This window comes from Lactococcus sp. KTH0-1S (assembly GCF_052544945.1).
This window is the reverse complement of sequence record NZ_CP195165.1, coordinates 2,125,844-2,141,660: the sequence shown is the minus strand read 5'-3', so window position 1 is coordinate 2,141,660 and position 15,817 is coordinate 2,125,844. Positions and strand designations below refer to the sequence as shown.

At 35.5% G+C, this 15,817-nt stretch carries 11 protein-coding genes; 10 read left to right on the top strand and 1 reads right to left on the bottom strand.

All coding sequences use genetic code 11. From position 1 onward, the window contains the following. The first annotated feature begins 23 nt into the window (after window positions 1–23). The 3 genes from ACRYLU_RS10490 to murC all read left to right on the top strand — a co-directional run bounded on the left by ACRYLU_RS10490 (window position 24) and on the right by murC (window position 5,474). Window positions 24–3,128, top strand: coding sequence for a DEAD/DEAH box helicase (locus ACRYLU_RS10490; RefSeq protein ID WP_032946982.1), 3,105 nt, complete (start codon window positions 24–26; stop codon window positions 3,126–3,128). A 216-nt stretch (window positions 3,129–3,344) separates the two neighbouring features. Further along, on the top strand, window positions 3,345–3,938 hold the full coding sequence (locus ACRYLU_RS10485) for a hypothetical protein (RefSeq protein WP_010906281.1): 594 nt from the start codon (window positions 3,345–3,347) through the stop codon (window positions 3,936–3,938). A 204-nt stretch (window positions 3,939–4,142) separates the two neighbouring features. Then, window positions 4,143–5,474: a UDP-N-acetylmuramate--L-alanine ligase gene (gene murC / locus ACRYLU_RS10480; protein WP_025016838.1), complete on the top strand. Its 1,332-nt coding sequence runs from the start codon at window positions 4,143–4,145 to the stop codon at window positions 5,472–5,474. A 179-nt stretch (window positions 5,475–5,653) separates the two neighbouring features. On the opposite strand, the gene argR is transcribed toward murC, so the two are convergent. After that, the gene (argR, locus tag ACRYLU_RS10475) at window positions 5,654–6,112 is read right to left on the bottom strand and encodes an arginine repressor (RefSeq protein ID WP_021723092.1); all 459 of its coding nucleotides are present in this window, start codon (window positions 6,110–6,112) and stop codon (window positions 5,654–5,656) included. A gap of 67 nt (window positions 6,113–6,179) precedes the next feature. On the opposite strand from argR, the gene argS reads away from it, so the two are divergent. The 7 genes from argS to ACRYLU_RS10440 all read left to right on the top strand — a co-directional run bounded on the left by argS (window position 6,180) and on the right by ACRYLU_RS10440 (window position 15,696). Continuing rightward, window positions 6,180–7,874, top strand: a complete 1,695-nt coding sequence (gene argS, locus ACRYLU_RS10470; RefSeq protein WP_058205038.1) for an arginine--tRNA ligase — start codon at window positions 6,180–6,182, stop codon at window positions 7,872–7,874. A 301-nt stretch (window positions 7,875–8,175) separates the two neighbouring features. After that, window positions 8,176–9,408 (top strand): arginine deiminase, encoded by a 1,233-nt coding sequence (gene arcA / locus ACRYLU_RS10465; RefSeq protein ID WP_004254504.1) that lies wholly within the window; start codon window positions 8,176–8,178, stop codon window positions 9,406–9,408. A 181-nt stretch (window positions 9,409–9,589) separates the two neighbouring features. After that, entirely contained in the window at window positions 9,590–10,654 is a 1,065-nt protein-coding gene (gene argF / locus ACRYLU_RS10460) for an ornithine carbamoyltransferase (protein ID WP_021723095.1), read from the top strand. Window positions 10,655–10,784: 130 nt separating this feature from the next. Further along, window positions 10,785–12,365: a basic amino acid/polyamine antiporter gene (locus ACRYLU_RS10455; protein WP_047206903.1), complete on the top strand. Its 1,581-nt coding sequence runs from the start codon at window positions 10,785–10,787 to the stop codon at window positions 12,363–12,365. Window positions 12,366–12,381: 16 nt separating this feature from the next. Continuing rightward, on the top strand, window positions 12,382–13,326 hold the full coding sequence (gene arcC / locus ACRYLU_RS10450; RefSeq protein ID WP_038602274.1) for a carbamate kinase: 945 nt from the start codon (window positions 12,382–12,384) through the stop codon (window positions 13,324–13,326). 31 nt (window positions 13,327–13,357) lie between these two features. Then, on the top strand, window positions 13,358–14,302 hold the full coding sequence (gene arcC / locus ACRYLU_RS10445; protein ID WP_021723098.1) for a carbamate kinase: 945 nt from the start codon (window positions 13,358–13,360) through the stop codon (window positions 14,300–14,302). Window positions 14,303–14,565: 263 nt separating this feature from the next. After that, window positions 14,566–15,696 (top strand): aminotransferase, encoded by a 1,131-nt coding sequence (locus tag ACRYLU_RS10440; RefSeq protein WP_058205035.1) that lies wholly within the window; start codon window positions 14,566–14,568, stop codon window positions 15,694–15,696. The last annotated feature ends 121 nt before the right edge of the window (window positions 15,697–15,817 follow it).

The window sequence follows — 15,817 nt, the reverse complement described above, 5'->3', positions numbered from 1 at the left end:
GATTCGAGGAAAAATATAAAAATATGAGTAGAATGATGCCGGCACGAGTGCGAAGTGAGGGAATCGCCCTCTATGCGAAAGGCTTCTTAAATGACCCAATTGAAACTGATTTTAAACTAACGGCAGAAATTGATGGTGAAGAGGTAAGTTATGACCTAGATGGCGCGCAAGATAGTTGTACTTGTTCAGTCTTTCAACAAAACCACCGCTATTGCAAACACATTGCAGCGATAGAAGAGTATCTAAAAAATCAAGATAAAGGAAGTCAGGAAACAAAAGACAAAGAGATCAAAGGAGCTGAACGAGCGCTTTTTGGTGAAAATGTTGCTTTTTTAGATGCTGTAAATGGTGAGACACAATTAAATTTCAATACAGACCAATATTCTATCGAAGTTCAAATTGAGGATAATAGTCAGCTTTATGATTATTTTTCAATGGATTATTTTTTGTATTTTGATTTAAAATTAAGAAGTAAAAATTTGGGCCGCTCATACGTTATTAAAGATATTCCTTATTTTCTACGTGCTTTAAAAAATTATAGTCAGTATTCTTTGGGCTCCCTACACTATATTGACCTCTTTTTTGATAATTTTGATGAAGCAAGTCAAGAATTTTTAACTTTTCTTTTAAAAATTGATAGTAAATCTGATGAAGCACTTACCAAATCCTTATATATTAAAAATGGGCGTTATCTTAATCTTCCATTTTTATTCCTTGAAGAAGCAATGGACTTAGTTTCAGCTTTAGAGAATTATCAACTTCAGATTACAGGTAGAACGGTCAATTATTTTACATTTATAGCCCTTGATAATGATTCGGAGATTTTTAAATTTAAGGTTGAAAGTCAGCAGGATTATATCGAGTTGAAACTCTACAGTGAAGATTATCATAATTTTTATGATTATTCACTTCTTTATGCCAATAATGTATTTTATAAACTCAATCAAGAACAACGGCGTCTGCTCCTTGTTTTAGATAAGCAATTTGCAAAAAAATCACAAATTAAATTTTCATATGCTGATAAGGATAAATTAGCTCAGGCTCTCCAACAATTATCAACTTTAGGAGAGATTGAAGCGCCAGACCATTTTGTTGTTAGACCTTTTGATGCTAAATTTACCTTTGATTTGTTGGAAGAACAGACCATTAGCTTGGCAATGACTTTTGATTACGGAAGTTTCTCAATAGATAGTTTCCACGATTTAGAAACCCTAGAATTTTCAAGAGATTTGCGTAAAGAGCAAAAGATTTTTGCGTTGATGGAACGTTTGCAGTTTGCTAAGGCTTTTAATTCATCATTGAATATTCCAGAAAATTTATCAGAGAATTTCTTTTTGAAAATCTTACCTGCTTTTCAAAAACTTGGTCAGATTGAACTGTCACCAACTTTAAGAAATATGAGAATGGATGAAGTTCCTGAAATTCATATTGATAGTCAGGGAGGACTCTTAGATATTTCCTTTGATATTCCTCAGGTAGAAGATGGTGAATTTGCAAATGTTATTGCAAAATTACAAGAAAACGCTGAATTTTATATCAGTGAAAGTGGGAAATTTTATCATTTTAATGAAAAATTTGACCGCTTGAAAGCTGCATTAAACGAACTTGACGACCAATTTGTTATTCAAGGAAGCAGTTTGCATGTTAATATTAATCGAAGTTTCCAAATTTCTAAAATATTTGAAAATATTGGTGGAGCTTCCTTTTCTGAAAAATTTAAATCACTCTATCAACACTTGACGCATCCTGAAGAGTTTCCTTACGAGAAACCAGAACATATTAAGGCATCCTTGCGTTCTTATCAGGAAACGGGTGTTCGCTGGATGAGCATGCTCTCTCATTATAATTTGGGAGGAATTCTTGCTGATGACATGGGATTAGGTAAAACGGTCCAAGCGATTACTTTTATTCTTTCTAATCTAAAAAAAGATGAGAGTGTTCTAATTACCGCACCAGCTAGTCTTACTTATAACTGGGCAAGTGAATTTGAAAAATTTACTGATGAGATTGATTTTGCTGTTATTGACGGGACAAAAGCCGAGCGAAGTAAAGAAATTCAAGAAAAACATCAAATTTATATCACAAGTTATGGTAGCTTCTTGAAAGATTTTGAAGACTATCAGGATAAAAAATTGAATTACTTACTTTTGGATGAAGCTCAAGTTGTCAAAAATTATAGTAGTAAAACCAATAAATCACTATCTGCTCTGAATGTTGAACATACCTTTGCCCTTTCAGGAACACCACTAGAAAATCGAATTGAAGAAATTTGGGCCATTTTCCAAGTGGTGATGCCAGGCTTTTTACCAAAACGAGAAAAATTCAATAAGATGGAACCATCTGTTATCTCAAGATTGATTCAGCCCTTCATTATGCGTCGTAAAAAAGAAGATGTGCTTGAAGAACTTCCAGAAAAAATGGAAATTACGGTCTATAACCAATTAGCTGATGACCAAAAAGTAATCTATTTAGCACAGCTCGAATTGATGCAAAAACAAGTTTTAGAAATGGATAGTGCGGCTTTATCACGTTCAAGAATTGAAATTCTGGCAGGAATTACACGACTTAGACAAATTTGTAATACACCAGCATTATTTATGGATGACTATAAAGGAAGTTCTGGGAAACTTGAACGTTTACGAGAACTATTGGCGCAAATTAAAGATTCAGGCCATCGTCCTTTGATTTTCTCTCAATTTACAAAAGTTTTTCCACATATTGAAAAGTTGATGGAAGAACAAGAAATGACCGCTTATAAACTGACTGGTTCTACTCCAATTAAAGATCGACTTTCAATGGTTCAAGCCTTCAATGCTGGTAGTCGTGATGCTTTCTTAGTTTCACTAAAAGCTGGTGGGGTTGGGCTTAATTTAACCAGTGCTGATGTCGTCATTTTGGTTGACTTGTGGTGGAACCCAGCTGTTGAAGAACAGGCTATTGCGCGTGCCCATCGGATGGGACAAAAAAATACGGTAGAAGTCATTCGTTTGATTACCAAAGGCACAATTGAAGAAAAAATTATGGAAATCCAAGAGCGTAAAAAGGATTTAATTGCTAATGTTTTAGAAGGCGATACAGTGGATAAAGTCCTCAGTGAAGCAGAAATTCGTGAAATTCTTGGAGTATAGCTTTAAAAAACTTAGAAATTAAGCTATAATGGATATTGAAACGGTTATCTTAGAATCTAAATCTTGATTTGATGTTTTATCTAGTAGAAGAAAAATTCTATAAAAGCTAGGGAAGACAAGAGCTTTCAATATTCTTTGATAAACTTTCATCATCTTCATAAAGAATTAAAATGTAATTAATAGATTAAACAAACTATAAAAAAAGTAGGGCAAAACATGGTAGAAAGAAGAGTGGTATTTCCAGTTATTGGTGATGACGAAGCACTTCAAAAAGATACTCGGGTAATTTTTACTAACCAGCAGTTGCTGACAAGAAATCCCAGCCTTCAGGATGAAGCTTCAATTGAAAATAATAAGCCAAAAACTGATGCCAAGAGACCTGAGAGTTTCAAACCTTATAAAGCTAAAACAAGCTTTAGCACACAGCATCGTCCGCTAAACTCTAATCATGACGGCGTAAGTTCCTATGATAAAATGCCTAAGAAAACTAGCGTTGACGAATCAAAAGAACGGGCAAAACGTGCAGCAGCAACACTTCCAAAGCCTCCTAAACAGTATGTTTCACCATTGGAACGGGACAAGGAAGATATTACGGTTCGTCGTTCAACATCCGCAATTTTGAATAAGCGGCCTTCAGCTAATGATAATCCAATTCGGGATATGAAAAATCAAGGAATGAATGTTTCTGATGCAGTCGCTAAAGGTGGAATGAAGAAGGCAGTTCCTCATGGAGCCGCTGCTAATGACACACAAAAAGGAAGTTATTTTGAAAATAAGCGGAAAAATATCTTTGACCGTGGAATCGTTTAATTTTCAAATTTAAATGAAAAAACTGACAGAGAAGTTAAATTTTATTATGGTAAAATTTACTTTGGAGATATCACTTGTCAGTTATTTTGTGTGTCTTTGAGCTCATAAAAATTTAAGTAAATAAAAAAAATAATTGTAAGAAAAGAAGGGAAATTTCTGTCAGTGATTGATAAAGAAGTAGAATTACTGACAGAAAATTTTATCATGGAAAAAACATATCATTTTACCGGTATTAAAGGTTCAGGCATGAGTGCACTTGCGCTAATGTTACATCAAATGGGAAAGAAAGTTCAAGGTTCGGACTCAACAGATTACTTTTTCACACAACGTGGTCTTGAACAAGCTAACGTACCACTTTTGCCTTTTGACGAAAAAAATATTAAGCCCGAATTTGAATTGATTGCTGGAAATGCTTTTCGCGATGATAACAATGTTGAAATTGCATTTGCCCATAAAAATGGATTTCCATTCAAACGTTACCATGAATTTTTGGGACATTTCATGGAAGATTTTACTAGCATCGGAGTTGCAGGTGCACATGGTAAAACTTCAACAACTGGAATGTTAGCTCACGTGATGTCTAATATCGTGGACACTTCTTACTTGATTGGTGACGGAACAGGTCGTGGGATTGAGGGAAGTGAATATTTTGTCTTTGAATCTGATGAATATGAACGTCATTTCATGCCTTATCATCCTGAATATACAATTATGACAAATATTGACTTTGACCATCCTGACTACTTTGAAGGAATTGAAGATGTCACCTCAGCTTTTCAAGATTATGCAAATAATATTAAAAAAGGTATTTTTGCTTACGGGGAAGATGTTAACTTACGTAAATTGACTGCCAAAGCACCTATTTACTATTATGGTTTTGAGGCTAATGACGATTATCGTGCCGAAAATTTGGTCAGAAGTACACGTGGCTCATCTTTTGATGCTTATTTCCGCGGTGAAAAAATTGGTCATTTTGTCGTTCCAGCTTATGGTAAACACAATGTATTGAATGCCTTGTCAGTTGTAGCCGTTTGTCATAATCTTGGGTTGGATATGACGGAAGTTGCGGACCACTTATTGACTTTCCGTGGAGTGAAACGTCGTTTCACTGAGAAAAAAGTAGGTGAGACAGTCATTATTGATGATTTTGCTCATCATCCGACTGAAATCGAAGCAACATTGGATGCTGCTCGTCAAAAATATCCTGATCGTGAAATCGTTGCTGTTTTCCAACCTCATACTTTTACTAGAACAATTGCTTTTGCTGACGAATTTGCAGAGGTGCTTGACCATGCGGATACCGTTTACCTTGCTCAAATTTATGGTTCAGCACGTGAAGTAGACCATCATGAAATTACGGCACAAGATTTAGCTGACAAAGTTCGTAAACCAGCCAAAGTAATTGATCTTGACAATGTTTCGCCATTGTTGGATCATGACCGTGGGGTTTACGTCTTTATGGGAGCAGGAAATATTCAAAAATATGAACTTGCTTTTGAAAAGTTACTTAGCCAAGTCTCAACTAACTTACAATAAAATAAAAAAAGTACTGACAACTTTTTGGTCAGTACTTTTTTTATTTTTTCAGTTTTTGTCAGTAAAAAAATTCAAGTCACGGGAGTGCGACTTGAATCAAAGGGGTTTATGAAGAAATTATTTAGGGAGTAATATGAGTATAAATGTAAACGCTTAAATGAACCTTAACTTATCCGAAATTATCCTAATAGAATATACTTTATTTCTGCCGTCAGAATATTTGCATCTTTTTCGGACGCACAAATAACGAGCAGAGTATCTGCTCCGGCAATTGTACCTAAAATATCTGTCCGACTATCACGTTCGTCATCTAAAGCATTCGCCAACACATCGGCCTCGCCCAATTTTGTTCGAATAACTACTAAAGCTCCGACAGATTTTGCTGAAATAACAAAATTATAAAAATACAACTGTAAATCAGAATTAATTTTGGAATTGCCAGAAGTCAAAAATGAGTAAAAACTCTCTCCTTTATCCCGTTTTTTTATAATATTTAATTTTCTGATATCTCTTGATAAAGTAGCTTGTGTTACCTCTACACCGCGTTCTAATAATAGAGATTGAAGCTCTTCTTGAGTCGATATTTTATTATTTGTCACAATTTCTTTAATAATTTCTAATCTTTTATCTCTTTTCATAGCATAATTATACCATATAATGGACTATATATTGACAAAATTAGTGTTTTTTCTGTATAATTAATGAATGGATGAAAAACAATTAGTAAGCCAAGCACTATCTGCTGCAATCGATGGTGTTCTTGGAGTAGAACAAATCGCGGCTATTATCGAAAAACCTAAATCGTCAGATTTAGGAGATTTAGCATTCCCAGCTTTTCAATTGGCCAAAACTCTCCGAAAATCTCCACAAATCATTGCTGGAGAAATTGCTGAGAAGATAGATACAAAAGGCTTTGAGAAAGTTATCGCAGTAGGACCATATGTTAACTTTTTCCTTGATAAAAATGCAACTGCCTCAGAAGTAATTCGAGAAGTTTTGACTGAAGGTGAACATTACGGTGATGCAAATATTGGTCAAGGAGGAAATGTTCCGATTGACATGTCTGCGCCAAATATTGCTAAACCTTTTTCAATTGGGCATTTACGTTCAACTGTTATCGGGGATTCAATCGCCAAAATTTACGAAAAATTGGGTTATCAGCCAATCAAAATCAATCATTTGGGCGACTGGGGTAAACAATTTGGTCTTTTGATTACAGCTTACAAGAAATATGGTGATGAAGCTACAATTACAGCTAATCCGATTGATGAACTCTTGAAACTTTATGTCAAAATCAATGCTGAAGCTAAAGAAGATCCAGAAGTCGATGAAGAAGGACGTCAATGGTTCCTTAAAATGGAACAAGGCGATGAGGAAGCACTTCGTATTTGGAAATGGTTCTCAGATGTTTCTTTGATTGAATTTAACCGTATTTACGGGAAACTTGGTGTAAGTTTTGACCATTTCATGGGTGAAAGTTTCTATAGTGATAAAATGGACGCCATTGTTGAAGATTTAGAAAGTAAAAATCTTTTACACGAATCAAAAGGTGCTTTGATTGTTGACCTTGAAAAATATAACCTCAATCCAGCTTTGATTAAGAAAACAGATGGTGCAACACTCTATATTACACGTGACCTTGCAACAGCAGCTTACCGTAAAAAAACTTTCAATTTCGTGAAATCTCTTTATGTTGTTGGTGGTGAGCAAACCAATCACTTTAAACAATTAAAAGCAGTTTTGAAAGAAGCTGGTTATGATTGGTCTGACGATATGGTGCACGTTCCATTTGGTATGGTAACTCAAGGTGGGAAAAAATTCTCAACTCGTAAAGGGCATGTCGTGAAATTGGAAATGGCACTTGACGAAGCAGTTGATCGTGCTGAAAAACAAATTGAAGCCAAAAATCCTAATTTGGAAAATAAAGAAGAAGTTGCCCAACAAGTTGGGGTTGGTGCGGTTAAATTTTATGACTTAAAAACTGATAGAAATAACGGTTATGACTTTGACTTGGACGAAATGGTTTCATTTGAAGGGGAAACAGGCCCTTATGTTCAATATGCACATGCTCGTATTCAATCAATTTTACGTAAAGCAAACCGTAAGGTAGATATTAATAATATTTCTCTCGCAGTTTCTGACGCTGAAGCTTGGGAAATTGTTAAAGCATTAAAAGAATTCCCAAATGTTGTTAAACGTGCTGCAGATAATTATGAACCATCTGTTATTGCTAAATATGCAATTTCGCTTGCGCAAGCTTTTAACAAATATTATGCTCATGTTCGCATTTTAGAAGATGATGCTCAGTTGGATGGCCGTTTGGCTTTGATTAGCGCGACTTCAATCGTCTTGAAAGAAGCATTGCGTCTTCTTGGGGTTGCTGCACCTGAAAATATGTAAAAAATAAATTTTTCACTTAATCTCTTATCAAAAAGATTTAATTCTTTAGGATAAGAGATTTTTTTGTTGCCTTTTTAAAATACTTTTGTAAAATAAGCTTTTTTAATAAAAGCCTAAGAATCGCATGATAACAAAAGAAATGAATAAACGTGAAATTGTCAGAATATAAAAAAACATGTATAAATGAATAAACCTTTGTAAAGTGTAGCATAAGTGCTTGACAAAAAATATGCATAGATGTATAATTTCCTTGTAAACGATTCCAATAATACCGAATCGAAATCAGAAAGGATACTCCAAAATGAACAATGGAATTAATGTTAACTCAGAAATTGGGAAATTAAAATCAGTCCTCCTCCACCGCCCAGGTGCGGAAGTTGAAAATATTACCCCAGACACAATGAAACAACTTTTATTTGATGATATTCCATATCTCAAAATTGCTCAAAAAGAGCATGATTTCTTTGCTCAAACTTTGCGTGATAATGGTGCAGAAACTGTTTATATCGAAAATCTTGCAACAGAAGTTTTTGAAAAATCATCTGAAACAAAAGAGGAGTTCTTAAGTCACTTATTACACGAAGCGGGTTACCGTCCAGGACGCACATATGATGGTTTGACTGAATATTTGACTTCAATGTCAACAAAAGATATGGTCGAAAAAATTTATGCTGGTGTTCGTAAAAATGAATTGGATATCAAACGTACAGCACTTAGCGATATGGCAGGATCTGATGCAGAAAATTATTTCTACCTCAATCCATTACCAAATGCTTACTTCACACGTGACCCACAAGCTTCAATGGGTGTCGGAATGACCATTAATAAAATGACCTTCCCAGCTCGTCAGCCTGAAAGCTTAATTACAGAGTATGTTATGGCTAATCACCCACGTTTCAAAGATACTCCAATCTGGCGTGATCGTAATCATACCACTCGTATCGAAGGTGGTGATGAATTAATTCTTAACAAAACAACAGTAGCTATCGGGGTTTCAGAACGTACTTCATCTAAAACAATTCAAAATCTTGCTAAAGAGTTGTTTGCAAACCCACTTTCAACATTTGACACTGTACTTGCGGTTGAAATTCCTCATAACCATGCAATGATGCATTTGGATACAGTATTTACAATGATTAACCATGATCAATTTACTGTCTTCCCAGGAATTATGGATGGTGCTGGTAATATCAATGTCTTCATTCTTCGCCCTGGTAAAGATGACGAAGTTGAAATTGAACATTTGACTGACCTTAAAGCGGCACTCAAGAAAGTCTTAAATCTTTCAGAACTTGACTTAATTGAATGTGGTGCAGGTGATCCAATCGCAGCTCCTCGCGAACAATGGAATGATGGTTCAAATACACTTGCTATCGCACCCGGCGAAATTGTTACTTACGACCGTAACTATGTAACTGTTGAGTTATTGAAAGAGCACGGAATCAAAGTTCACGAAATTCTTTCAAGCGAACTTGGTCGTGGTCGTGGCGGTGCACGTTGTATGTCACAACCACTTTGGCGTGAAGATTTGTAATCTTAAAGATTTAAAAATAACTTCGTAAGTTCATTGATAGCTTAGGAAGAGATACTTTAAACTTATAATTTCGTAGATTCGCTTGATAATTAAATTATTTAGGAAAGAGTGAATCACTAGCTTATTAATGTAATTTAAAAAATTCATTAAATATAATAAAAATAGAAAAAGGAAGAAAAAAATGACATCACCACTTATTACAAAAGCAGAAGTAAACTCAGTATTCCAAGGTCGCAGCTTACTTGCTGAAAAAGATTTCACACCAGCTGAAATTAACTACCTTGTTGATTTTGGTCTTCATTTGAAAGCATTGAAACAACAAAATATTCCTCACCACTACCTTGAAGGTAAAAATATTGCCTTGCTTTTTGCAAAAACTTCAACTCGTACACGTGCTGCCTTTACAACTGCTGCAATTGACCTTGGGGCTCATCCAGAATACCTTGGAGCTAACGATATTCAATTGGGAATTAAAGAATCAACAGAAGACACAGCTCGTGTGCTTGGTTCAATGTTTGATGCTATTGAACGTCGTGGATTCTCTCAAAAAGAAGTTGAAGATTTGGCAAAATACTCTGGTGTTCCAGTTTGGAATGGTTTGACAGATGATTGGCATCCAACACAAATGATTGCAGACTTTATGACTGTTAAAGAAAACTTTGGACATCTTAAAGGTTTGACATTAGTCTACGTAGGTGATGGTCGTAACAACATGGCAAACTCACTTATCGTAACTGGATCTATGCTTGGTGTAAATGTTCATATTGTTGCTCCAGATTCACTTCATCCTTCTAAAGAAGTTATGGATATTGCAAATAAATTTGCTGAAAAATCAGGTGCTAAACCTCTTGCAACTTCAAATATTGAAGAAGGTGTTAAAGGCGCAAATATTATTTACTCCGACGTTTGGGTGTCAATGGGAGAATCTAACTGGGAAGAACGTGTTAAACTTTTGACTCCATACCGTATCACAATGGATATGCTTAAAATGACTGGAAATGCTGACAATGGTCAATTGATCTTTATGCACTGCTTACCAGCATTCCACGATACTGAAACTGAATATGGTAAAGAAATCAAAGAAAAATATGGTTTGACAGAAATGGAAGTGACTGACGAAGTATTCCGTTCTAAATATGCTCGCCAATTTGAAGAAGCAGAAAATCGTATGCACTCTATCAAAGCAATCATGGCTGCAACTTTGGGTAATTTATTTATCCCAGCAGTTCCTGAAGATTTTAAATAATTAAAATAGATAATTTGTCAGTTTACTGACAGAGCTGTCAGTAAACTGATAGATTTTGATTTAAGTCGTTGAAAGCAGTCTAAGATAAAATTAGACTGTTTTGGCGGTTGAAATCACTGAAAGGATTGATATGGACGCAGAAAATAAAAAAGGAATTGGCCTTGCTGCTTTAGTTGCGATTATTGTTTCTGGAGCGATTGGTGGTGGGGTATTCAATCTCTCTAACGACTTAGCAACAAATGCATCACCCGGTGGTGTTGTCATTTCATGGATCGTTATTGGTTTTGGTATTTTAATGTTGGTTTTATCACTAAATCATTTGGTGGTAAATAAACCTGAACTTTCAGGTGTATCAGATTATGCACGTGCTGGTTTTGGTAATATGGTTGGTTTTATCTCAGGTTGGGGTTATTGGTTGTCTGCCTGGGCAGGTAACATTGCCTTTGCTGTTTTGATGATGACTTCCGTTGACTATTTCTTCCCCGGCGTATTTCAAGCTAAGAATGGTTCTTTAACCATTCTGTCAGTAATTGTTGTTTCAATTGTTTCGTGGGGATTGACCTTACTCGTTATGCGAGGTGTTGAAGGGGCGGCTGCCATTAATGCAATTGTCCTCGTTGCAAAATTGATTCCCTTGTTCGTTTTTGTAATTGCTGGAATAGTAACATTTAAAGCTGGCGTATTCAGCGCTCACTTCTGGCAAAATTTCGTTGCGAATACAAATGCTGATGGTGTTATCAAGAGTTTAACTTGGTCAAATATGACTGGCGGAGATTTATTCAGTCAAGTCAAAGGTTCACTTATGGTTATGATTTGGGTCTTTGTCGGTATTGAAGGTGCTGCCATGATGGGTGACCGTGCAAAACGTAAATCAGATGCCGGTAAAGCTTCAATTCTTGGTTTGATTGCCTTGTTAGTAATTTATATCTTGCTCTCATTATTACCATTTGGTTTTATGAGTCAACAAGAGTTAGCAAACACAGGACAACCTGGTTTAGTTCATATTTTGAACGCCATGGTTGGTGGTTGGGGTGGCTCACTAATGGCTATTGGTCTGGTGATTTCACTTCTTGGAGCTTGGTTATCATGGACAATGCTTCCAGTTGAGGCAACACAACAATTGTCAGAACAAAAATTACTTCCTAGTTGGTTTGGTAAACTTAATGACAAAGGTGCACCTAAAAACTCACTTTTGTTGACACAATTAATTGTTCAAATCTTCTTAATTGTTACTTATTTTGTAGCTGATGCTTACAATGTCTTTGTTTACCTTTGTACTGCTGTTATCATGATCTGTTACGCCTTGGTTGGTTTATACCTCTTTAAATTAGGGGTTCAAGAAAAGAAAACAAGTAATATTGTGATTGGTTTCATCGCAGCTGCTTTTCAAATTTTAGCATTGTACTATTCAGGTTGGCAATTTGTTTGGCTTTCATTAATTCTCTATGCTGTTGGTTTCATTCTTTATGCTTTGGGCAAAAAAGAATATGGCACTAAAATGTCCACAGCAGAATTAATCGCAACTTTTGTTTTAACAGTTTTAGGAATCCTTGCTGTTTTTGGAGTATATGGAAACTGGCTTGGCTTGCAAGATGCACTTGGAATTGATGGTAATACATTGCTTGTTGCTGTTGTTCCACTGATTGTAGTGACATTTATTGTTTACTTCGTCGTTCGTAGCGATATTAACAAAAAAGAAATAAAAAATTAAGCGAAGGGGTACAGAAATGGTAAAACGTATTGTTGTAGCCCTTGGTGGGAATGCTATTTTGTCAAAAGACCCATCAGCGAAGGCACAAAAAGAAGCACTTGAAGTTACAGCTGAACAATTGATGCCCTTAATTAAAGATAACGACCGGCAAATGGTTGTGACTCATGGAAATGGACCACAGGTTGGAAACTTACTATTACAACAACTAGGTTCAGATAGTGAAAAAAATCCAGCTATGCCATTGGATACAGTTGGAGCAATGACCCAAGGTGAGATTGGTTTTTGGACGGTTCAAGCATTTACAAGAGCAATGGCAAATAATGGATTGGAGCGTTATCCAGTTATTTCAGCAGTGACTCAAACATTGGTTGATGAAAATGATCCAGCTTTTAAAAATGCTAGTAAACCAATTGGTCCTTTTTACACAGAAGAACAATTGCCAGAAATTAAGAAGCAATTTCCTGATTGGGAATTAATGGAAGACGCTGGTCGCGGATATCGACGAGTTGTTCCGAGTCCTAAACCACTTGAAATTATTGAAGCTAAAGCTTTTGGACCAATCTTAGAATCTGGTAGTCTATTGATTGCTTCTGGCGGTGGTGGAATTCCCGTCATTAAAGATGGTAATGGTTATAAAGGTGTTGAAGCTGTAATTGATAAAGACTTCTCTGCAGCTAAACTGGCTGAAATGGTTGGAGCAGACGAGCTTTTGATTTTAACAAGCGGTGGTGACGTATATTTGAACTATGGGAAAGAAAACCAAGTTCATTTGGAAACAGTCAAAGTTTCTGAAATGCGCAAATATGTTGACGAAGAACGTTTTGCAAAAGGTTCAATGGGACCAAAAGTTGAAGCAGCTGTCAGCTTTGTTGAACGAACAGGTAAGACTGCTACAATTACTAGCCTTGACAATGTTGAAAATTTTGTCAAATCTGGTAGTGGAACAAGAATTGTTCCTTAAATAAGAAAAAAGATAGAGGAGAAATAATTTCATGGTAAGACGTATGGTCGTAGCCCTAGGTGGTAACGCTATTTTAACAGATGACCCAACAGCAAAAGCGCAAGAAAAAGCACTTGAAACAACAGCAGAACAATTAATTCCTCTTATTAGAAATAATGATGTGGAAATGGTTGTCACTCATGGTAACGGACCACAAGTCGGAAATCTTTTATTGCAACAATTAGCAGCGGATAGTCCTAAAAATCCAGCTATGCCAATTGATACGGCTGTTGCAATGACTCAAGGACAAATTGGTTTCTGGATGGGGCAAGCTTTTACTAGAGCTTTGATAAAAAATAATATGGAACGTGTTCCAGTCATCTCTGTAGTGACTCGTACAGTTGTTGATAAAGATGACCAAGCTTTTGAAAAACCTACTAAACCAATTGGTCCATTCTACGACGAAAAAGGATTGGCAGAAATGAAAGCTCAATACCCCGACTGGGTATTTGTTGAAGATTCTGGGCGCGGCTATCGAAGAGTCGTTCCAAGTCCTAAACCAACACGTATCGTTGAAGCCGAAGCGATTAAGCCACTAATCTCATCAAGTGTTTTGGTGACTGTATCTGGTGGTGGTGGAATTCCTGTCATTGAAACTAATGAGGGTTATGAAGGGGTTGAAGCTGTTATTGATAAAGACTTTTCAGCAGCGAAAGTAGCTGAACTGGTTGAAGCAGATAATCTTTTGATTTTGACTGCGGTAGATAATGTTTTTGTTAATTTCAATAAACCTAATCAGAAAAAACTAGAAACAGTAACAATGGCAGAAATGAAAGCTTATATTGAAGAAGGTCAATTTGCTGCAGGTTCAATGCTTCCGAAAGTCGAAGCAGCAATGGAATTTGTTGCTCGTACAGGGCGTCCTGCAACAATTACTTCTTTGGAAAATCTTGAAGACTTCCTCAACAATGATTCAGGAACAAAGATTATTCCTTAAAGATAAAAATGCTACATTTTTGATGTAGCATTTTTTTATAAATGTAGTCTAAAAATCGATAAACTTTCCGATATTTTATCAATAATTATTGTACAATTAACATGTAAACGATTTATATTGATAAAGTTACTGACAAGATGTAAGTATCAGCGATAAATATTAAGGTAAAATGATTACTAAATCTGTCAGTAAAAAAATAAAGAGAGGAAGACAAATTTAAATGATTTTTCTTAAAAAAATATTTAAATTTGTAAATAAAACTTATGGAACTTGTACAATTTGGTTGTGAAGACTGGCTCAATGTTTGGGAAAAATCTGCAACGATTGATATTGCTCAGTCAACCATTGATTCGTTATCTTTGGAAGAAATTTTGGCCTTTGAAGAAGATAATGGCGAAGCTTTTATATCACAGATGATGAAAGAAAAATTCAGTTATGGTTGGATTGAGGGGTCACCGGCTTTTAAATCAGAAGTGGCAAAACTTTATAAAAGAGTGCCAGAGGATAATATTTTATCTACAAATGGAGCTACCGGAGCAAATTTCCTTACAATTTTAGGATTAATTGGCCAAGGTGATCATGTGATTGCTCAATATCCTTCTTATCAACAACTTTATGATTGGCCTAAAACCTTAGGCGCCCAAGTTGATTATTGGCATATCAAAGAAGAAAATAATTGGTTGCCGCAAATTGAAGAATTACGTCGTTTAGTTAAAAGTAATACGAAACTTATTTGTTTAAACAATGCGGCCCAACCAACCGGAGCAATCATGAGTCCTAAATTTTTGTCAGAAGTGGTTGAAATTGCACGCAGTGTTGATGCTTATATTCTTTGTGATGAAGTTTATCTTCCACTAGATGAAGAAACGCCTTATTCACCTATTGCTGATTTATACGAAAAAGGAATATCAACTAACTCTATTTCTAAAACTTATTCTGTACCAGGAATTCGTGTGGGTTGGGTAGCCACTCAAGACCGTGACCTTTGTAATGAATTTAGAAAAATCCGGGATTATACCTTGATTTGTACCGGAGTATTTGATGACGCCGTAGCGTCTTTAGTATTGAAACATAAAGATAAAGTACTTGAACGCGCTCGTAAAATTGTCAAAGGTAATTTATCAATTTTGAAAGAATGGGTGGAAAATGAACCTTTAGTTTCAATGGTTTATCCCAATGCAGTCTCTGTAAGTTTTGTTAAATTTGAAGAACTTGATCCGACAAAAACTGAAGATTTTGCAATCCAACTTCTTCGTGAAAAAGGTGTCCTAATTATTCCAGGAAATCGTTTTGATTTACCAGGCTATGCTAGGATTGGATATTGTACAGATGAAACAACCTTACGTCAAGGCCTTAAACTCTTATCTGAATTTTTGAGAGAATATCAGGTTTGATATATTCTTTATAAAGTACATTTCTATTTTACTAAATTGTATAAAAAGTGTATAATAAAGAACTGATAGTATAATTATAATTGAAGAATATAAAATAGTCTCTATATTCAAGAGACTCTTT